17 protein-coding genes and 3 pseudogenes are annotated in these 20,150 nt (G+C 67.4%); 7 read left to right on the forward strand and 13 right to left on the reverse strand.

What is annotated here, in order from left to right:
- From ABD866_RS10410 to ABD866_RS10420, 3 genes and pseudogenes are all read right to left on the reverse strand, one after another.
- Positions 1 to 121 (reverse strand): annotated as a pseudogene (locus ABD866_RS10410) (organic hydroperoxide resistance protein); the annotation flags it as partial.
- Between the two features lie 11 nt (positions 122 to 132).
- The gene (locus ABD866_RS10415) at positions 133 to 660 is read right to left on the reverse strand and encodes a MarR family winged helix-turn-helix transcriptional regulator (protein WP_345064318.1); all 528 of its coding nucleotides are present in this window, start codon (positions 658 to 660) and stop codon (positions 133 to 135) included.
- A gap of 321 nt (positions 661 to 981) precedes the next feature.
- Entirely contained in the window at positions 982 to 1,830 is an 849-nt protein-coding gene (locus ABD866_RS10420; RefSeq protein ID WP_345064322.1) for a 3-hydroxybutyryl-CoA dehydrogenase, read from the reverse strand.
- A 115-nt stretch (positions 1,831 to 1,945) separates the two neighbouring features.
- Here ABD866_RS10420 and ABD866_RS10425 point away from each other — a divergent pair, with 115 nt between their 5' ends.
- Entirely contained in the window at positions 1,946 to 3,559 is a 1,614-nt protein-coding gene (locus tag ABD866_RS10425; protein ID WP_345064325.1) for a GMC family oxidoreductase, read from the forward strand.
- Here the strand turns inward: ABD866_RS10425 and ABD866_RS10430 are convergent, their stop codons facing one another.
- On the reverse strand, positions 3,560 to 4,390 hold the full coding sequence (locus ABD866_RS10430) for an ABC transporter permease (protein ID WP_345064328.1): 831 nt from the start codon (positions 4,388 to 4,390) through the stop codon (positions 3,560 to 3,562).
- An 85-nt stretch (positions 4,391 to 4,475) separates the two neighbouring features.
- Between ABD866_RS10430 and ABD866_RS10435 the strand changes: the two genes are divergently transcribed.
- The 6 genes from ABD866_RS10435 to cynS all read left to right on the forward strand — a co-directional run bounded on the left by ABD866_RS10435 (position 4,476) and on the right by cynS (position 10,209).
- A complete protein-coding gene (locus ABD866_RS10435; protein ID WP_345064331.1) occupies positions 4,476 to 5,684 on the forward strand; it encodes a sensor histidine kinase in 1,209 nt (402 codons plus the stop codon).
- A 10-nt stretch (positions 5,685 to 5,694) separates the two neighbouring features.
- On the forward strand, positions 5,695 to 6,381 hold the full coding sequence (locus ABD866_RS10440; RefSeq protein WP_345064334.1) for a response regulator: 687 nt from the start codon (positions 5,695 to 5,697) through the stop codon (positions 6,379 to 6,381).
- Positions 6,382 to 6,518: 137 nt separating this feature from the next.
- A complete protein-coding gene (locus ABD866_RS10445) occupies positions 6,519 to 7,943 on the forward strand; it encodes a CmpA/NrtA family ABC transporter substrate-binding protein (RefSeq protein ID WP_345064337.1) in 1,425 nt (474 codons plus the stop codon).
- Positions 7,944 to 7,946: 3 nt separating this feature from the next.
- A complete protein-coding gene (ntrB, locus tag ABD866_RS10450) occupies positions 7,947 to 8,810 on the forward strand; it encodes a nitrate ABC transporter permease (protein ID WP_345064340.1) in 864 nt (287 codons plus the stop codon).
- Positions 8,800 to 9,663: an ABC transporter ATP-binding protein gene (locus ABD866_RS10455; RefSeq protein WP_425549576.1), complete on the forward strand. Its 864-nt coding sequence runs from the start codon at positions 8,800 to 8,802 to the stop codon at positions 9,661 to 9,663. The genes ntrB and ABD866_RS10455 overlap by 11 nt, the downstream gene beginning before the upstream one ends.
- A 102-nt stretch (positions 9,664 to 9,765) precedes the next feature.
- On the forward strand, positions 9,766 to 10,209 hold the full coding sequence (cynS, locus tag ABD866_RS10460) for a cyanase (RefSeq protein ID WP_345064346.1): 444 nt from the start codon (positions 9,766 to 9,768) through the stop codon (positions 10,207 to 10,209).
- Positions 10,210 to 10,228: 19 nt separating this feature from the next.
- On the opposite strand, the gene ABD866_RS10465 is transcribed toward cynS, so the two are convergent.
- The 9 genes and pseudogenes from ABD866_RS10465 to ABD866_RS10505 form a co-directional block, all read right to left on the reverse strand.
- Complete coding sequence (locus ABD866_RS10465) at positions 10,229 to 11,170, reverse strand: ATP-binding cassette domain-containing protein (protein WP_345064349.1); 942 nt, start codon at positions 11,168 to 11,170, stop codon at positions 10,229 to 10,231.
- Positions 11,171 to 11,221: 51 nt separating this feature from the next.
- Positions 11,222 to 12,355, reverse strand: coding sequence for a GGDEF domain-containing protein (locus ABD866_RS10470; RefSeq protein WP_345064351.1), 1,134 nt, complete (start codon positions 12,353 to 12,355; stop codon positions 11,222 to 11,224).
- 37 nt (positions 12,356 to 12,392) lie between these two features.
- Positions 12,393 to 13,874, reverse strand: coding sequence for an AMP nucleosidase (locus tag ABD866_RS10475; RefSeq protein ID WP_345064353.1), 1,482 nt, complete (start codon positions 13,872 to 13,874; stop codon positions 12,393 to 12,395).
- Between the two features lie 4 nt (positions 13,875 to 13,878).
- Positions 13,879 to 16,026 carry a putative bifunctional diguanylate cyclase/phosphodiesterase gene (locus ABD866_RS10480; RefSeq protein ID WP_345064356.1) on the reverse strand — a complete coding sequence of 716 codons (2,148 nt, stop codon included), beginning with the start codon at positions 16,024 to 16,026 and terminating at the stop codon, positions 13,879 to 13,881.
- A gap of 233 nt (positions 16,027 to 16,259) precedes the next feature.
- A pseudogene (locus tag ABD866_RS10485) lies at positions 16,260 to 16,475 on the reverse strand (ankyrin repeat domain-containing protein); the annotation flags it as partial.
- A gap of 234 nt (positions 16,476 to 16,709) precedes the next feature.
- Positions 16,710 to 17,228, reverse strand: a pseudogene (locus ABD866_RS10490) (ankyrin repeat domain-containing protein); the annotation flags it as partial.
- 28 nt (positions 17,229 to 17,256) lie between these two features.
- On the reverse strand, positions 17,257 to 17,760 hold the full coding sequence (locus ABD866_RS10495; protein ID WP_345064358.1) for a GlcG/HbpS family heme-binding protein: 504 nt from the start codon (positions 17,758 to 17,760) through the stop codon (positions 17,257 to 17,259).
- A gap of 150 nt (positions 17,761 to 17,910) precedes the next feature.
- Positions 17,911 to 18,555 carry a response regulator transcription factor gene (locus ABD866_RS10500; RefSeq protein WP_345064361.1) on the reverse strand — a complete coding sequence of 215 codons (645 nt, stop codon included), beginning with the start codon at positions 18,553 to 18,555 and terminating at the stop codon, positions 17,911 to 17,913.
- A gap of 17 nt (positions 18,556 to 18,572) precedes the next feature.
- Positions 18,573 to 20,093, reverse strand: coding sequence for a sensor histidine kinase (locus ABD866_RS10505; protein WP_345064364.1), 1,521 nt, complete (start codon positions 20,091 to 20,093; stop codon positions 18,573 to 18,575).
- Positions 20,094 to 20,150: the final 57 nt, after the last annotated feature.

Genomic DNA, 20,150 nt, shown 5'->3' on the forward strand with positions numbered 1-20,150 from the left:
CAGCGCCGCCGGGAGGCGAGAGCTTGACGTCCAGGCGACCGTCGTCGGTGCGCGAGGCGCCATCGCGGCCGCCCGTGGTGTGGGCGCGGGCGGTGTACAGAACTTGGTCGAGCGATGCCATGGTGATTTCCTTCAAGAGAGATCCGCCGAAGCGGGGGACGGGACACACGAAGCGGCCGATGCCGTGCCATGCAGGCGCGACCGCAGGGATTGGAGCTGGGCGGTGAGCGCCGCCAGTTCGGGCAACGTGCATTGCGATTGCTGGAGCACGCAATGCGGAATCTCGCGCGCCGGGTCGCGCAGGGCCCAGCCGGCGTCGGTCAGGGCCACGCGCACGCGCCGTTCGTCGGCCGCGTCGCGCTGCCGCTGCAGCAGGCCGGCGGCTTCCAGCCGCTTGAGCAAGGGCGTCAGCGTGCCGGAGTCGAGAAACAGCCGTTCGCCCAGCTCGCCCACCGTCACGCCGTCGGCCTGCCACAGGGCCAGCATGACGAGGTACTGCGGGTAGGTCAGGCCCAGCGTGTCGAGCAACGGCTTGTAGAGCTTGGTCATGGCCAGTGACGCCGAATACAGCGCAAAGCACACCTGGTGGTCCAGCAGCAACTCCGGCGGGCTGGGCGCGCGGGGCGGCACGGCAGGGATGGAGGCGGCGGGTGACGGCATGGCGTAATTGTGATGTGCAATTAAATTGCACGCAATCTAATTGGCAATATCCCTTTCGGCCCCAGGGTCGACGCATCGCCGCAAGCCGCCTCGGGCGATGGTTGAGAGAGTTTTCAGGGGCTCGTGCTTGTCTGGCAAGCACGAGTAGCTATTAAATCAATAGCATTTTGTCAAAGCTGGTGCTGTACGCCGCAGTGGCGCGGCCTTTGCCTGCGCAAGCAGCGGGGCGCCACAGCACTATCAACGCCCCAGGCCTGCCCGGGCGGGCGCCTGCCACGGGGCCACAGGCGCACACGGCGCTGTGGCACGCAGCGGGCCGTTTCAATAGGCGTAGACGCCGCGCCCGGTCTTACGGCCCAGGCGCCCTGCAGCCACCATTTCCTTGAGCAGCGGGCAGGGGCGGTACTTGCTGTCGCCAAACTCTTTCAGGTAGACCTCCATCACCGCCAGGCACACGTCCAGGCCGATCATGTCGGCCAGTGCCAGCGGGCCAATGGGCTGGTTGCAGCCCAGCTTCATGCCCGCGTCGATGTCTTCGGGCGTGGCCAGACCCTCGGCCAGCACAAAGAAGGCCTCGTTGATCATGGGCACAAGGATGCGGTTGACCACGAAGCCCGGTGCGTTCTTGACCGTGATCGGCGTCTTGCCCAAGGCCACGGCCAGTGCGTGCACCGCGTCGTGCGTGGCGTCGCTGGTCTGCAGGCCGCGGATGATCTCCACCAGCGCCATCATGGGCACGGGGTTGAAGAAGTGCATGCCAATGAAGCGGTCGGCACGGCCTGTGGCGGCGGCCAGTTGCGTGATCGAGATCGACGAGGTGTTGGAGGCGATGATCACCTCGGGTCGGGCCAGCGCATCCACCTGCTTGAGGATCTTGACCTTGAGTTCGTGGTTCTCTGTGGCCGCCTCAATGATCAGGTCGGCCGACTGCAGATCCTCGTAGCGCGTGGAGCCCTGGATGCGCGCCAGCGCTGCATCCTTGTCGGCGGCGGTGATCTTCTCTTTCTTGATCAGCCGGTCTAGGCTGCCGGCCACGGTGGCGATGCCTTTTTGCACCGCAGCATCCGAGATGTCCACCATGACCACAGGAATGCCTGCCACCGCGCATGCCTGTGCGATGCCGTTGCCCATGGTGCCTGCGCCGATGATGCCAACCGTACGAATCTGCATATAGAGAGCTCTCTTCAAAGTGAAAACGACGCCGAAGATGGTACGCGCAATCGCACGGTCGTTCGGTTATCGTGGCCCGGCACAACAACACATCCAGAAGCGGTGAAGGGGACCCATGTTTGACTATGTCGTGATCGGCGGAGGCTCCGCCGGCTCGGTGCTGGCTGGCCGCCTGTCGGAAGACCCGGCCGTGCGCGTGTGCCTGCTTGAGGCCGGGCCAGCCGACCAGAGCGTGTTCATTCACTGTCCGGCGGGTATCGCCGTAATGGCCAAGTTTGAGCTCAATGGCTGGGGCCAATACACCACCCCCCAGCCTGGTCTCAATGGCCGCAAGGGCTTCCAGCCGCGGGGCAAAGTGCTGGGCGGATCCAGTTCCATCAATGCCATGGTCTACATCCGCGGCCAGCATGCCGACTACGACCACTGGGCTTCACAAGGCAATGCGGGCTGGGGTTGGAACGACGTCAAGCCTTACTTCCTGCGTGCCGAACACAACGAGCGCGGTGGCGACGACTGGCACAGCCAGGGGGGACCGTTCAACGTGGCCGACCTGCGATCGCCCAATCGCTTCAGCCATGCGTTTGTCGAGGCCGGGGTACAAGCGGGCCATCCCCACAACCGGGACTTCAACGGTGCCGACCAGGAAGGCGTGGGCCTGTACCAAGTCACGCACAAGAACGGCGAACGCCACAGCGCTGCCAAAGGCTACCTGACGCCGCACCTGAGCCGGCCCAATCTGCAGGTGGTGACCGGCGCACGGGCCACCCGCATCCTCTTCGAAGGGCGGCGTGCTGTAGGAGTGGAATACCGTATCGGCAGCCAGGGGCCGCTGCAGCAGGTGCGCGCGCAGCGCGAGGTGCTGCTGAGCGCTGGCGCTTTGCTGTCGCCGCAATTGTTGATGCTGTCAGGCGTGGGGCCTGGTGCACACCTGCAGCAGCACGGCATCCCCGTTGCGCACGACCTGCCTGGCGTGGGCCAGCATTTGCACGACCATCCGGATGTGGTGCAAGTGCTCGACGCGCCCCAGTTGCGCGACCTTTTTGGCCTCTCGCTGTCCGGCATGGTGTCGGCGCTGCGGGGTATCCAGGAATGGCGGCGCAGCCGCACGGGCCTGCTGACCACCAACTTCGCCGAAGCCGGGGGCTTCATCAAGAGCGCCCCTTCTGAGCCGGTGCCGGATCTGCAACTGCATTTTGTGGTGGGCAAACTGGTAGACCATGGCCGCAAGACCGTGCTCGGCCACGGCTACTCGGCCCACGTGTGCCTGCTGCAACCGCGCAGCCGCGGCAGCGTGACGCTGGCAAGCCCCGATCCGCACGCCCTGCCGCTGGTCGATCCAGCGTTTTTCGCCGACCCCGACGACATGCAGCGCATGGTGCGTGGCTTCAAGCGCACGCGCGAGATCCTGCAGCAGCCGGCCCTGGCCCAGTACGGTGCCAAGGAACTGGCGGCCTCGGCCAGTGCGCAAAGCGATGCTGAGATCGAGCAGTTCATTCGCAACTACGCCGACACCATCTACCACCCGGTGGGCAGTTGTCGCATGGGCCCGGGGCCTCGGGACGTGGTGGATGCCGAACTGCGTGTGCATGGCCTGCAAGGCCTGCGCGTGGTCGATGCGTCGATCATGCCGCGCATCGTGAGCGGCAACACCAACGCGCCCACGGTGATGATTGCCGAAAAAGCCGTGGACATGATCCGGGCGAGTGCCCGGGCAGGGGCCGTGGCCTGATCAGGCGCCGAACCGTCGGCGCGTGAGTGCCAGCGCCAGCCAGAATGCCAGCACCGTGGTGCATGCCAGGACCAGCCCGTGGCGAAGCGGGTGGGCTGGCCAGGTGTCCATGAACATTGGTCTGACCAATTCGACCGCATTGGTCAGCGGTAACCAGTCCGACACGCCGCGCACCCAGTCAGGCAACTGTTCGCGCGGAAAAAACACGCCCGAGAGGAACATCATGGGCGTCAGTACGAGCGTGAAGTAGTAAGTGAAGAAGTCGTAGCCCTTGGCCAGCGCGTTGAAGATCAGCGCGATGCTCGAGAACATGATGCCTACGCCCAATAGCACGGGCCATGCCACCAGCAGTTTGGGGCTGTGGCTGATGCCCAGCGCCAGCATCACGCCCAGGATGGCGGTGACCGTGAACAGCGCCTTGAAAGCCGCCCACAGCATTTCGGCCAGCACCACGTCGTCGAGCGTGACCGGGGCATTCATGATGCCATCCCAGGTCTTTTGCACATGCATGCGCGAGAACGCCGAGTACAGCGCCTCGAAGCTGGCGGCGTTCATGGCACTCATGCAGATGGAGCCGCTGGCCAGAAACAGGATGTACGGGACCTGCTGCTCGCCGGCGCTGACCTGTCCGACCAGCGCACCCATGCCGTAACCGAAGGCCACAAGCCACATCAGTGGCTCCGCGATGTTGCCGACCAGACTGGGAATGGCGAGCTTGCGCCACACCAGCAGATTGCGCAGGAACACGGGCCACCAGCGACGGGACAGCTGAGGTGCGCGCCACACCGAAGGCACAGGTCTGGTGGAGGCAGAGGAGGGTGCGGAGTTCATGCCTGCATTGTGAACAAAAGTCCGCCTCGTCCGTACGGTCGGGCAAGACACCTGGGCTGGCACGCGCATTGCGTCCGGTCGCTGCATGACCGCATCGCTGATTGCTCTGCAGGCCACTGACCAGTCTCTGTGGCACCGCCGGTTGGATCTGTTGCTCGAATCCACCGGCGAGGGCGTTTTCGTTGTTGATTTGCACGGCCATTGCGTCTTCATCAACCGTGCAGGCGCAGAAATGATCGGGATGGACGCCGCAGCCGTGCTCGGGCGCAACATGCACCAGCTGACCCACCACTCCCATGTCGACGGGCGGCCATACGCAGACGAGGAATGTCCGATCTTCAATGCCTTTCGCAATGGGCACTCGTGTCGCGTCGACACCGAGGTGTTCTGGCGCAGCAACGGGAGTCCTTTTGCCGTCGAGTATTCGAGCCATCCCATCCTGGAAGACGGCCAGGTACGTGGCGCCGTGATCACCTTCATCGACATCAGCGAGCGCCGCCGTGCAGCCGATGCGCTGCGTCTGGCCCACGACCAGCTCGCGAAAGCCAATGACGAGCTGGAGCGCCGCGTCGCGGAACGGACGCGGGCACTGACAGACGCCCTTTCCCAGCTGCGCGAGTTGTCGGCCCACTTCAATCAGGTGCGCGAGGACGAGCGCACGCGCATCGCACGCGAAGTGCACGACGAACTCGGCAGTCTGCTCGTCGGTCTCAAGATGGATGTCAACTGGCTCCAGCGCCGTCTTGGGGAGGTGCCTCCCGTCGAGAGCGGGGCGGGGGACGCGTTGCGTCTTCAGATGCGCTGCAAATGCCAAAACATGGGACGGCTGATTGAAACGGCAGTGGAGAATGTCGGGCGCATCATCACCGACCTTCGTCCCAGCATCCTTGACCACCAGGGCCTGTGGGCGGCCCTGGAATGGCAGGCACAGGAGTTCGCGCAGGCTGCGGAAATCTCCCTCGACTTCGACATGCAGGTGGCTCCGGGGCTGTCGCTTCCTGAGCCTACTGCCATGGCGGTGTTTCGCATCTTCCAGGAGGTGCTCAGCAACGTGGGGCGCCATGCCCGCGCCACCCGCCTGTCGGTGGCCATCAGGCTGGCACACGCCCGGCTGTTGCTGGTTGTTCGCGACAACGGGGTGGGGGCGGCGGCCCAGTCGCTGGAGGCCCCGACCGCTTACGGCGTGCTGGGCATGCGCGAGCGCGCCCGCCAGATGGGCGGTAGTCTGTCCATCGACAGCGCGCCGGGCCAGGGCACATGCCTCACGCTCGATATTCCCTTGCAGCTTCCATGAGCGAGGACCTATGAGTGACAGCATCCGTGTCTGTATTGGTGACGACCACCGCGTTGTGCGTGAGGGCCTGAAGCTGGTGCTGTGCGACCCGGTCAATGGGCTGCCTGAGATCCGCGTGGTGGCCGAGGCGGCCGATGGCCCTCAGGTGCTTGAGCGTGTGACCGGTCTGCATGGACCGGCAGGCCTGGACATGGTGTTGCTTGACATTGCGTTGCCCGAGCTCGACGGTTTGGAGGTGTTGCAGCAGCTGCGGCGTGATTGGCCGACGCTGCCGGTGCTGATGCTCAGCACCTATCCCGAACGGCAGTACGCTGTGCGCTGCCTCCAGATGGGGGCCGCCGGTTACCTTCACAAAAGCGCCGATCCAGATGCCATGGTGGCTGCGGTGCGTCGGGTGGCGGCGGGCCAGCGGTATGTGTCTGACGCCACCGCCCAGGCGCTGGCGCAGGCTGTGGCCCGCACCAGCCCAGTGCGCGGCCTGGCCGAGCGCAAAAGTCATGGGCTGGAAGCGTTGTCATACCGCGAGCACCAGGTCTTTCGATTGCTCATGACGGGGCAGACCGTGAGCGAAATTGGTGCGCAACTGGGGCTGGCACCCAATACCGTCAGCACCTATCGGGCGCGCATTCTCGAGAAAACCGGCGCGCGCAACGATGTAGAACTGGCGTTGCTGGCTCGCGGTCCAGCCACGGATTGACCTACAGGCCTCTGTTGTAGGGCTGCCCCTACAGACTGTCGACAACGACACCACGATCTGCAGCGCCCACGGCCAGACGGGCACGAACTGGCCCGCGGTTTGCGATGTGCCGCACATCCCATGTTGTGAGGTGTGCCATGTCCGACTACTTCTCGCCCTACGATGCCGACCGCCCGCTGATGCTCAAGTGCAGCTGCGGCCGCGACCACACGGTGGCTGAACACGAAGCCGAGGCCGCACAGGCCCGTGCAGACGCCACCCGCACGCTGCGGGCCCGCAGCGAGGAGGCCGACTTCCAGGCCTACAGCAACGCCTTCATTGAGGCTACGCTGGTCAAGGCGCTGTTCCCGCAGGACGCCATGCGCCGCCGCTTCCTGCGCGCGGTGGGCCGCACCACGGCCATGGCTGCCATCGGCAGCGTGCTGCCCATCGCCAGCCTGCAGGCCATGGCGCAGGAGGCCGGCAAGGGCGGCGCCAACCTGGAGAAGAAAGACCTCAAGGTGGGCTTCATTCCGATCACCTGTGCCACGCCGCTGATCATGGCCCACCCGCTGGGCTTCTACGGCAAGCAGGGCCTGAACGTGGAGGTCACCAAGACGGCCGGCTGGGCGCTGATCCGCGACAAGATGATCAACAAGGAGTACGACGCCACGCACTTCCTGTCGCCCATGCCGCTGGCCATCAGCCTGGGGCTGGGCTCGACGGCCACGCCCATGAACGTGGCCACGATCCAGAACGTCAATGGCCAGGCCATCACGCTGGCGCTGAAGCACCGCAACAACCGCGACCCCAAGGGCTGGAAGGGTTTCAAGTTCGCGGTGCCCTTCGAGTACAGCATGCACAACTTCCTGTTGCGCTACTACCTGGCCGAGGCGGGCATCAACCCCGACACCGACGTACAGATCCGTGTGGTGCCGCCGCCAGAGATGGTGGCCAACCTGCGCTCGGGCAACATCGACGGCTTCCTGGGCCCCGACCCGTTCAACCAGCGTGCGGTGTACGAAGAGGTGGGCTTCATCCACCTGCTGACCAAGGAGCTGTGGGACGGCCACCCCTGCTGCGCGTTCGGCACCAGCACCGAATTCATCCAGAAGCATCCCAACACCTTTGCGGCCCTGTACCGCGCAGTGCTGACGGCTGCCGCCATGGCGCGCAAGCCCGAGAACCGCGAGCTGATCGCCAAGGTGATCTCGCCGCAGGCCTATCTCAACCAGCCCGAGATCGTGGTGGCCCAGGTGCTCACGGGCAAGTTTGCCGATGGATTGGGGAAGATCCACAACGTGCCGGCGCGCGCCGACTTTGACCCGATGCCGTGGCAAAGCATGGCCGTGTGGATGCTCACGCAGATGCAGCGCTGGGGTTACATCAAGGGCGACGTCAACTACCGCCAGATTGCCGAGAAGGTCTTCCTGCTGACCGATGCACGCAAGCAGATGAAGGCCATCGGTGAGTCCGTGCCCGAGACCACGGCCTACCCCAAGTTCAAGATCATGGGGCGCGAGTTCGACCCAGCCAAGGCGGCCGAGTACGCGCGCGGTTTCCCGATCGCCAAGGAGGGCTGAGCCATGCGCACCCAGGCCTCTTTGTCGCTGCGCGCAGGCGTGCTCTCGCTGCTGCTGCTGGTCCTGGTGCTCGGCGCGTGGTATGCCGCAACCGCGCCAGCGGCCGGTGGTGCGGCGGCCACACTCAGCCCGCAGGAACTGGAATACGCCCGCATGATGGGCAAGGATCCGGGGGGCGCCAAGAGCGGCGGCTTTCCCACGCTGGTCGATATGGGCAAGACCGTGGCGGGGCACCTGTCCAACCCGTTCTATGACAACGGGCCCAACGACAAGGGCATTGCCATTCAGCTCGCCCATTCGCTGGGCCGCGTGGCCATGGGCTTTGGCCTGGCCTGCCTGCTCGCAATCCCGCTGGGGTTCGTGATTGGCATGTCGCCGCTGCTGCACCGTGCGCTCGACCCCTTCATCCAGGTGCTCAAGCCCATCAGCCCGCTCGCGTGGATGCCGCTGGCGCTCTACACCATCAAGGATTCGTCGGCCTCGGGCATTTTTGTGATCTTCATCTGCTCGGTCTGGCCGATGTTGGTCAACACGGCCTTCGGCGTCGCGTCGGTCAAGCGCGAGTGGCTCAACGTGGCCCGCACGCTGGAGGTCAACCCCCTGCGCAAGGCTTTCCTCGTGATCCTGCCCGCCGCTGCGCCCACCATCCTCACGGGCATGCGCATCAGCATGGGCATTGCGTGGCTGGTGATTGTGGCGGCCGAAATGCTGGTGGGTGGTACGGGTATCGGCTACTTCGTCTGGAACGAGTGGAACAACCTCTCGCTCACCAATGTGATCTTCGCCATCCTGGTGATTGGCGTGGTCGGCATGCTGCTGGACCTGGCTTTTGGCCGGCTGCAGAAATGGGTGACCTATGTGGAGTGACCTCGCCCTGCGCCCTGGCGCAACCCGCCCCTTGTCTGCCGACCGTACGAGCCCTGCCATGCAAGCCCTGATCTCTGTCGAAAAGCTCAGCAAGTCCTATGTGCCGGGCAAGCCGGTGTTCGATGACGTGTCGTTTGAGCTGCAGCGCGGCGAGTTCGTCTGCATCATCGGCCACTCGGGCTGTGGCAAGACCACCGTGCTCAATGTGCTCGCAGGGCTGGACGTGGCCACTGGCGGCCACGTCATCATGGACGGCCGCGAGGTTGTGGGCCCGAGCCTGGACCGCGGCGTGGTCTTTCAGGGGCATGCGCTCATGCCCTGGCTGACGGTACGGCAGAACATCGCGTTTGCCGTGAAGTCGCGCTGGCCCGACTGGAAGGCCACGCAGGTGCGCACCCACGTCGAGAAGTTCGTCGCACTCGTGGGCCTGTCGCATGCCATCGACAAAAAGCCCTCGGAGCTTTCGGGCGGCATGAAGCAGCGTGTGGGCATCGCGCGCGCCTTTGCCATCCAGCCCAAGATGCTGCTGCTCGACGAGCCCTTCGGCGCGCTCGATGCGCTCACGCGCGGCACCATCCAGGACGAGCTCATGGCCATCGTGCGGCAGACGCAGCAGACGGTGTTCATGATCACGCACGACGTGGACGAAGCCATCCTGCTGGCCGACCGCATCCTGCTCATGAGCAACGGCAACGAAACGGCCGAGGGCTACCGCCCCGGCGGCATCGCCGAAGTGGTGGTGAACCCCCTGCCGCGCGATCGCACGCGCACCAGCCTGCACCACCTCGAGGGCTACTACCCCTTGCGCAACCACATCGTGGACTTCCTCGTCTCACGCGCCCGGGCGCACTGAGACCCCCCATTGCTGGCCTGTACCCCGCGCCGCCTGAGGGCCGTGGGGCGAAGCCTGCCCGCCACCCGCGTTTTTTCACCCCATCCATTGAAGGAGCACCCCATGAACCGCAACGACGTGACCGAAAAGATCATCAGCACCAAGGTGGCCAAGGGCCTGCAGTGGGCCGACATTGCCAAGAAAGTCGGCCAGTCCAAGGAGTGGACCACGGCCCTGTGCCTGGGCCAGATGACCGCCACACCCGAGCAGGCCAAGGTGCTGGGCAAGATCTTCGGCCTCACGGCCGAAGAGCAGAAGTGGCTGCAGGTCGTGCCCTACAAGGGCTCGCTGCCCACGCCCGTGCCCACCGACCCGCTGATCTATCGCTGGTACGAGATCGTCAGCGTGTACGGCACCACCATCAAGGAACTGATCCACGAGGAATTTGGCGACGGCATCATGAGCGCCATCGACTTCAGCATGGACATCACGCGCGAAGCCGATCCCAAGGGCGACCGCGTGAATGTGGTGCTCTCGGGCAAGTTCCTGCCCTACAAGCAGTACTGAGCGGCGCAATCGCGCACGGTCAGCCACCTTCGCGGATCTGCCGCCCCGTCAGCTTGAGGAACAGGTCCTCCAAGTTGGCCGGGCGGTGCAGTGTGCGCAGGTGGGGGTGCTGCTCCAGCGCGAGCAGCAGCGGGCGAGCCTCCTGTACGTAGAAGAACACAGTCTCGCCGCTCACTTCGACGCGCGCCGCCACGTTGCGCAGGGTCGCATCGTCGGCCAGGGCCAGGGCACCCTGGCCATAGACCTCGACCACCTCGGGCTCCAGATGCTGGGCAATCAGCTCGCGTGGGCGGCCTTCGGCGATCTTGCGGCCGTGGTCCAGCACCAGCAGGCGCGAGCACAGGCGCTCGGCCTCGTCCATGAAGTGCGTGGTCAGCAGAATGGACTTGCCCTGCTGGAGCAGCAGTTGCAGTCGCTCCCACATCAGGTGGCGGGCCTGAGGGTCCAGTCCCGTGGTGGGCTCGTCGAGCAGAAGCAGTTGCGGATCGTTCACCAGCGCGCGCGCTAGCGACAGCCGCCGTTTCATGCCGCCCGACAGCTCGCCCGGTTTGGCATCGGCCTTGTGGTTCAAGGCGGCAAACTCAAGCAAGGCCGGTATGCGCTCGCGCATGCGAGCCGCTCCGATGCCAAAGTAGCGGGCATACACCAGCAGGTTCTCGGCGCAGGTGAAGTCCGGGTCCAGGGTGTCAAACTGCGACACCACGCCCAGACGCGACTTGATCTGAAGCGCGTCAGAGGGCATTTCCCAGCCACCGTGGTCCGGGGTGGGGAAGAAGCGCACACGCCCTTCGTCTGGCACAGTGAGGCCCAGGCACATGCGGATGGTGGTGGTCTTTCCGGCCCCGTTGGGGCCGATTACGCCCAGGCATTCACCCGGCGCGATGGAGAAGGAGACGCCGTCCACCACGGTGGTGTCGGCAAAGCGCTTGCGCAGCGCCTGAACGTCGAACAGGGCGGTCATGCCAGCAAGCATACCCGGCGGGTCGGCAGGCCTGTTGCCGCGGCGGGTGGATCAGGCCGTGACCAGGCGGCCACGACCAGCCGCCTTGGCCTGGTACAGCGCAGCATCTGCGCGCGAGAGCAGGCCCGCCAGACTGGCCTCCCCGGGTGCCAGGAGCGCAAGTCCACCGCTGTAGTCCAGTACGAAGCCCAGTTCGGCAGCGCTGGCGTCGTGCAGGCGCTCGCGCAGGCGCCGGTCAAAAGCGGTTCCAGCCGGCGCGCTGTTGTGCAGCAGCAGCACGCAAAACTCCTCGCCCCCCAGGCGGCCCACCAAGTCACCGTTGCGGCAGGTTTCTTCCAGCAGGCGCGCAAACAGCTTGAGCGCCTGATCGCCCACGTCGTGCCCGTGACGGTCGTTGATACCTTTGAAATCGTCCAAGTCCAGCATCAGGGCCGTCATCGGCAGCCGGTGCCGCCATGCATGGGCGAGCATGTTCTCGCCCTGCGCCATGAACCCGCGCCGGTTGAGCAGGCCGGTCAGGCTGTCCGTCATGGCCAGCGTGCGCAGCTTGAGCTCGGTCTCGTCGCGCCAGGCCACCAGCAGGGCCACAGTGCCCAGCACCAGACTGACATTGGTGGCAACGGCCGCCATGAGATTGACCGGGTGCGGCGTGCGAAAGCTGGGGTACTGGTCGGTGAAGGCGCCCAGCAGGCCGCGGGCGATGGTGAAGATGGCCGAGGTCGTCAGGCAGGCCATCAGCAAGTAGCGCCAGCGGCGGTCGGCTTCGAGTGCCGGGTACAGCGCAGCGCGCGCGACGATCAGCATGCTCGCGCCCATCAGCAGATTGGCCCAGCCTACGCGCCAGGCGTAATGCTCAAAGCCCAGCGTGTAGCCCAGCGGCGTCAGGATGACCAGCGCCAGCAGCGGTTTTTCCAGCGGGCGCGGGCCCAGCCATTCGTGCAGCGCGCGGAAGATCATCCACTGCGCAAGCGCATTGGCCGCCACCGACACCGTGGACAGGGCCTGGTCCCAGAACGAGGCCGACAGGATGATCGCCACCCAGGCACCGGCTTGCAGCAGCAGGCTCTTTTGCGCAAACCGTGCCGCGCGGCTGATGCCCTGCCCCATGATCATCGGCAGCGTGGCCGAGATCATCAGCAGGTTGACGGCCATCACGACCATCAGGGTGAGGAAGTCCAGTTGCATCACGTGCGAGGGCTGCGGCAGTCTGGCTGGTGGCAGCTTACTGGAACGCCACTTCGGCAAAGCTGCGCAGCTTGCGGCTGTGCAGGCGGTGTACCCCGCCTTCGCGCAGGATGTCGATGGCGCGCATGCCGATGCGCAGGTGCTGGTCCACGCGCTCGCGATAGAAATGGTTGGCCATGCCGGGCAGCTTGATCTCGCCATGCAGCGGCTTGTCGGACACGCACAGCAGCGTGCCGTAGGGCACGCGGAAGCGGAAGCCGTTGGCGGCAATGGTCGCGCTTTCCATGTCCAGCGCCACGGCGCGGCTCTGGCTGAAGCGGCGCTGCGGCTTGTTGTCGGGCAGCAGTTCCCAGTTGCGGTTGTCGGTGCTGGCCACGGTGCCGGTGCGCATCACGCGCTTGAGGTCGGCCGCTCCGATCTGCGTGACATCGGCCACCGCCTGCTGCAGCGCGAGCTGGATCTCGGCAAGGGCTGGAATCGGCACCCACAGCGGAAGGTCTTCGTCGAGCACATGGTCTTCGCGCACATAGGCGTGGGCCAGCACGTAGTCGCCCAGTTGCTGGCTGTTGCGCAGGCCGGCGCAGTGGCCCAGCATCATCCAGGCGTGCGGGCGCAGCACAGCGATGTGGTCGGTGATGGTCTTGGCATTGGCTGGGCCCACGCCGATGTTGACCATGGTGATGCCCGTGCGGTCGGCGCGCATCAGGTGGTAAGCGGGCATCTGCGGCAGGCGCGGCGGCGGGCTGCCCAGCGCGTCGCCCGCCTCGGCAGGCAGGCCGCGGCGGCGGGTGACCACATTGCCGGGCTCCACAAAGGCCACATAGGGGCTGTCTTCTCGCGCCATTTCGGCGTGGCCCAGCCGCACGAATTCGTCGATGTAGAACTGGTAGTTGGTGAACAGCACGAAGTTCTGGAACCACTCGGGCGCTGTGCCGGTGTAGTGGCGCAGCCGGTGCAGCGAATAGTCCACGCGCGGGGCGGTGAAGAGCGACAGTGGCAGAGGCTCGTCTGCACGGGGCTCCCAGGTGCCGTTGGCAATGCCGTCGTCCATGGCCGACAGGTCGGGCAGGTCGAACAGATCGCGCATGAGCATGCGCCGCTCGGGCGTCAGCGTGCCTTCGATGTGGTCGTGCTCGGCAAACGAGAAGTGGATGGGGATGGGATGGGTGCTGGTGCCCACCTCCAGGTCCACGCCGTGGCTGACGCGCAGCAGGCGGAATTGCTCGGCGTAGTAGTCGGCAAACAGGTCGGGCCGCGTGAGCGTGGTTTCGTACCGCCCCGGGCCTTCGACAAAGCCGTAGGCCAGTTTGGTGTCGGTGCGCGCCACGGTGCTGGTGTGCACCCGAACGTAGGGGTAGAAGGCGCGCACCGGGGCGTTGGGCGTGTCGCCCGCGACGAAACGTTGCATGGCCTCGCGCAGGTGCCCGATCTGCTGTTGGTAGATCCGCTGGACCTGGCGCAGTGCTTCGTCAGGGTCGGCGTGGCGGGAGGGGGGAATGAACTCGGGGATCAGTGCCATCGCGCTATTGTGGCCTGCCCAGCGCACTAGGCGGTGGAGGGCTGCTGCGCCGCGCACGGGCCATGCCACCCGCCTGCCAGGCCTCCCACCACGCGGCCAGGGCTGCGGCCTCCATCGGGGCCGCCACCACGTGACCCTGGCAGATGTCGCAGCCCAGCGCGCGCAGCAGCTCCACCTGGGCCTGGGTTTCCACCCCTTCGGCCACGGTCTGCAGCTGCAGGCTGCGGGCCATCTGCACGATGGCGGTGACGATGGCCACGTCGTCGGCGTTGTCCGGCGTGTCCATGACGAAAGAGCGGTCGATCTTGATCTGGTCCAGCGGGTAGCGCTTGAGGTACGCCAGCGACGAATAGCCAGTGCCAAAGTCGTCGATCGCAATGCGCACGCCCAGCGCTTTGAGGGCGTTGAGCGTGTCCTGCGCACCGTCTTCCGGGTGCATGAGCACGCTCTCAGTGAGTTCGATCTCCAGGCACGACGGCGGCAGCCCGGTGCTCTGCAGCACCTCGGCCACCTCGGCCACCATGTCGCGCTGGCGGAACTCCAGCGCCGAGAGGTTGACAGCCACCGGCACCTGCGGCCAGCCGGCATCCAGCCAGGCCTTCATCTGGCGGCAAGCCTCGCGCAGCACCCAACGGCCAATGGGCGAGATCAGGCCGCGCGCCTCACAGAAGCCAATGAATTCCTGCGGTCCCACGATGCCGCGGTGGGGGTGCCGCCAGCGCACCAGCGCTTCCAGGCCGCACAGCTCGCCGGTGCGCAGATCGGTCTGCGGCTGAAAGTGCAGCACGAACGCACCGGTGGCGATCGCCTCGCGCAGCAGGCGCTCGCGCTGCAGGATTTCCAGGGCGCGGCTGTCCATCGCAGGGTCGTAGCACTGCACCATGCCGGGGCCGATGCGGCGCGCATGGTGCAGCGCCGCATCCGCGCAGCGCAGCAGGGCATCGCCTGTGCCCGCATGCACCGGAAACAGCCCGATGCCTACGCTGGACGTGACCGTGACCGGCATGCCTGCCAGCTCGAAGGGAGTCCGCAGCGCATCGCGCAGCCGCTCGGCGGCGGCGGTGGCGGTGGCATCGCCCGGGGGTTCCAGCGGGTCTAGCACCGCCACGAACTGGTCGCCGCCCAGTCGGGCCAGCAGATCGTCGGCCCCCAGCGCGGCCAGCAAGCGGCCCGCCACGCCGCACAGCAGGTGGTCGCCTGCCAGGTGGCCCAGCGATTCGTTGACGGTGCGGAAGTGGTCGAGGTCCAGCAGCAGCACGGCGATCTGGCGGCCCTGGCGGCGTGCGCGCGTGATGCGCTGGGCCAGTTGCTCCAGCAGGCTGCGCCGGTTGGGCAGTTGCGTCAGCACGTCGTGCAGCGCCATGAACGCGCTGCGTTCCTGCGCCTGCTTGCGCAGCGAAATGTCGCGCAGGATGGCCACGCGGTAGCTGGTGCCGTGCAGCGGCATGGTCTTGCCGACGATTTCCACCGGAATGGTGCGGCCGTCGCGGTGGGTGATGGCGGCCTCGTACGGATCTTCGCGCCCGGCCTGCACATAGGCCTCGGCCGCGGCGCGGTAGGCGGGCGCAACAAAATCCAGTGTTGGATGTCCGCGCAGTTCGTCGAGCGCATAGCCAGTCAGGCGCTCGAGCGCCAGATTGCCGTCCACGATCCGACCCTGCTGGTGGAACACCACCGCCTCTTCGGTGGCCTCGGTGAACTTGCGGATACGCTCGTTGCTCTCGCGCACTGCGCGCTCGGCCTGCCACTGCTCGGTGATGTCGTCGATGCGGACCATCAGACCCACAGGTGGTGTCTGCAGCGTGGCCTGGTGGGGAATGAGCTGCACTTCCACCACACGGTGACCGCCCCGGGGCAGGGGGTGTTCGCGCAGGTAGCGCACCGTGTGGCCTTGCAGGCATCGCTCGACATGGGGCTGCACACGCGTCCAGGCTTCCTGCCCCAGCGCCTCGGGCGGCGTCAGGCCGACAATGGAATCCACCGTGTGGCCCGCAAAGCTGGCGTAGCGCGCATTGGCAAACGCGCAGCGCAATTCAGCCCCCCCGAAATAGGCGAGCAGCCCAGGATCGGACTCGGCGACCAGGCGTAGCAGGGTGTGATGGAGATCGTTCCCCGGAGTGCTGGCGCTCAAGGCGCTGCTGGTGTCTGGCATATCCCCGCTCTTGTCGAGCTCTGGTTATAGCCGATCAGAACGGCGGCGACCATCGGGCAGACACGGGTGCATGACCTGCCTCAAGCGCGGCTCAAAAGGCGCGCCCTCGCCGCAGCAGCTGTGCAAGGGGGGCGCAAAAGTTGGAGCAAAACGAGGCGCTTGTGCTTGTTCTCGGGGCACGATCAGCTATCAAAATGATAGCGATCATGCGGCCCGAAGGGGCCGTCGTCGTTTCAACGCGCCCCGGCCTCCTCCAGCCGCCGCACCATGTCGGCATAGCCGCGCTGGCGGGCCAGGTGCAGCGGCGTGTTGCCCTGTCGGTCGGTCAGCCGGTGGCTTGCGCCGGCGTCCAGCAACGCCTGCAGCGTGGCTTGGTGGCGCGGGCCGCCGTCGCCCAGCACGATGGATTCGATCAGTGCCGTCCAGTGCAGGTTGTTCACATGGTCTAGGGCCTGTTCACACTGTTTTTGCCAGATGCGTTGCAATCCAAAGAGCCAGGCGCTAGGCGCCAAACGAAGCTGGGGTGTGGCCCCAGCGAGGCTTGGCAACGCCGCGGATGGCTCTTTGGGGTTGCAACCCGAAGGGAAGGCCATGAAAACGGCGCCACTCGTCGTTGCGTTTCTAGCCAAGGCCTCGGCCTTGGCGTCGTCACGCGCCTAGATTGGCGCCGTTTCCATGGCCTTCGCACTGGCAAAAACAGTGTGAACAGGCCCTTGCGGCGCGCCTGCGGCAATGAGCTGGCGCACCACGCCGTCGTGTCCCAGGTGGGCGGCGGCAATCAGGGCCGTGCCGTCGTAGCGGCTGGTCACCTGCCGGGCGCTTGCGCCCAGTTGCAGCAGCAGGCGCAGGGTGGCCTCATCGTCGGCCACGGCGGCAATGGTCACGGCGTCGTAGCGGTCGGCTTCGAGCGCGTTCAGGTCGGCCCCGGCCCGTGCGAGCTGGCGGATGGCCTCATGCTGGCGCGCAAACGTGGCCACGTGCAGCGGCGTGCGGCCGTGCGCGTCGCGCGCATGCACGTCGGCGCGGGCGGCCAGCAGCCGCGTCAGCGCCGCCGTGTCGCCCTGCAGCGCGGCCGCATGCAGGCCCTGGTAGGCCGCGGCTTCCTGGGCGCTGGGCGGCACCTGGGCCGCGGCGGGCGGTGCGGTGGTGGCAGCGGCGCAGACGATTGCGGCGGCGAAGGCCAGGGCAGGGCGCAGGGACATGGGGGCCTCGTCGGTGGTGTGGGAGTGTTTACTTGAGCAGATCCTGCACCTTGGCCAGGGCGGCGAGCGCGCATTGTTCGTCCAGGTGGCCGCCGGGCGCACCGCCCACGCCCACGGCGCCGATCACTTCGGTGCCCACGCGCACCGGCACGCCACCGCCCAGCAGCAGGTAGCCCGGAATGTGCACCAGGTTGGCGGCGGCGGGGTTCTTCTGCGCGCCTTCCATCATGGCCAGGGTGGCGTTCTTGGCCGATGCCGAGGTGTAGGCCTTGAGGCGGCTGGCCTCCAGGGTGTGCGGTCCGGCGTTGTCGGCGCGCTGCACGGCGCGCACGGTGCCTGCGCGGTCCACCACGGTGGCGGTGACGGCGTAGCCCCCGGCGGTGCAGGCGGCCACGGTGTGCGCGGCGATTTGGTTGGCCAGCTCCAGCGACATGTTGCGTTCGGTGCGCACGGCATCGGCGTGCGCGCTGGCAGCGGTCAGCAGCAGGGCGGCGAGAGCGGCGGCGGGGGGCAGGCGGCGGGCGAGGGTCATGGTGTTCTCCGGTGTGTGCAGGCGGCCGGACCGTCCGGCTGCCCTGGAGAGCACTGTAGAAATTTCGCCCCCAGGCGACCATTCGCACGGTTACGCGCGGCCCTCCGTAGAACTACGGAGCGCGGCGCCACACCCGCAGCCCCGGGCGCTTCACGCGCCGGGCGGGGCGTCGATCAGCGCCGCGTAGCGCCGGATCAGTTGCGCCAGCGACTCGGCCCCGAGCTTGGCAAACAGGTGCGCGCGGTGGGTTTCCACGGTGCGCGGTGAGAGCTCCAGCGCGCGGCCGATTTCCTTGTTCGTCAGGCCCTCGACGATCAGGCCCAGCACCTCGCGCTCCCGCGCCGACAGCAGCGCAAAGCGTTCGCGCGCCTGCTGGTCGGCCTGCTGGCGCTCGCGCGAGCGCACATGCTGGCGCACGGCGGCCTGCAGCGCCTCGATCAGCACCTCGTCGTCTACCGGCTTTTCGAGAAACTCCGCCGCCCCGGCCTTGAAGGCGCGGCGGCACATCTCGACCGTGCCGTGGCCGGTGAGCATGACCACGGGCTGGTCCACCCCCAGCGCCACCAGCCGGTCGAGCACCGTGAGGCCGCTCGTGCCCGGCATGCGCACATCGAGCACGATGGCGCCAATGTTGCTGCGGTCCAGCCCCGCCAGAAAAGCCTCGGGCTCGGCCCAGGTCTGTACGCGCAGGCCCACCGTGCCGATCAGGAGCGCCAGGCTCTCGCGCACGGCCGCATCGTCGTCCACCAGGTGGATCACGGGCGAGAGCGAGGGGGAATCGGCGGTGGCGGTCATGGCGGGGCGCGGGAGCGTCAGGGCAGCGGGGGCGCGGCGGTGGCAGGCGTCGTGGGGGAGGGCACGGCAGCAGCGGCGGCAGGCAGCGTGAGCACGAAGGCCGCGCCCGGGCCGTCGGCCGGGGCCAGCTCCAGGCGGCCGCCCTGCGCCTGGGCCAGGCTCTCGCACAGGCTCAGTCCCAGGCCCAGGCCGCCCGGGCGGGTCGAATAAAAGGGCTCGAACAGGCGGCCACGCGCTTCGGGCGGCACGCCCGGGCCGTGGTCGCGCACGGTGATGGCCACAACCGGGCCGGGCGCGGTGTGCAGGTGTACGTCGATGCGGCGCTGCGCGGGCGGCACCGCCTCCAGGGCCTGCAGCGCGTTGGTCAGCAGGTTGTGCAGGATCTGCTGCAGCGCCACCGGGTCGGCCAGCACCGCGGGCAGGGCGGGGGCGGCCTGCACCTCGCAGCGCACCTGGCGCTGCGCGCATTCCGGGGCCAGCAGGTGCAGCGCTTCGGCCACGGCGGCTTCGGCAGGCAGGGCCTGCGGGTGGGCGGCCAGGTCGGGCCGCTCCACCAGTCGGCGCAGCCGGCCCACCACGGCCGAGGCGCGGCGCGCCTGGTCCACCGCGCGGTCGAGTGCGTCGCGCGCCGTGTCCCAGTCGGGCGCCGGCTCGGCCAGCAGGCGGCGCGCGGCCTGCGTGCTGGCCAGCAGCGCGGTGAGCGGCTGGTTCAGCTCATGCGCCATGCCCGCGGCCAGTTCGCCCAGGGTGTTGAGCCGCGCCGCCTGGCCCATGCGCAGCAGGTCTTCGGCCCGGCGGCGGGCGGCGCGCTGGCGGCCCAGCGCGGCCAGCAGCGCCCAGCCCGCGGCCGTGGCTGCGCACCACAGGGCCATGCGCGCCCAGGGCAGCTCGTCCCAGCCCACGCGGCGCTCGGCCACCACGGCCAGCGGTTGGCTGGCGGCGGCCAGCGTCTTGTGAAAGCGCGCCGTCCAGCCCGCACCGGACGCCTGGCCCGGCTGCAGCGGCCATTGCCGGCCATCGGCTTCGAGCACAAAGCGTCCGCGGTGGGCGGCGCGGTCCATGGGCCATTCGTCCCAGGGCACGGCGGCCTGCAGGTCGATCTGCAACAGGTAGCTGGCCGGCGCGCCCGCCATCAGCAGGCCGTAGCGGCCACGGTCCAGGTCGGCGTTCACCATCACAGGGCGCTGCGCACTGCGCGAGGCGGTCTCGGCTGCGACCAGTGCGGCCGCATCGGGGCCGTCCCAGTCGGCGTCTGCGTTGCGCGCACGCACGGCCAGGATCTGCGGGTACACCGAGGGCAGGCGCGCGAGCGCCGCCCCAGGCGCATCGGCCGGGGCGGGCTGCAGCAGCACCAGCGTGGCCAGGATCGCATCGTGCTGCACCACGCGCTGGCTCAGCAGCCGGTGCACGATGCGCGCGTCGGTCTCAAACGCGGCGTGCAGCGCGTTCACCCGCGCCACGGCCAGCCAGGCGGCCCCGGCCAGGGCCACCGCCAGCGCGGCCAGCAGTCCGGGAAGAGGGTGGCGCAGGGGCGGCATGCGGCGATTCTGGCATGCCAAAACCCCACAAGCGTCTGGTGTAATCCGGGGCATGTC

Source organism: Acidovorax lacteus (genome assembly GCF_039540375.1).
Taxonomy (GTDB): Bacteria; Pseudomonadota; Gammaproteobacteria; order Burkholderiales; family Burkholderiaceae_C; genus Acidovorax_G; species Acidovorax_G lacteus.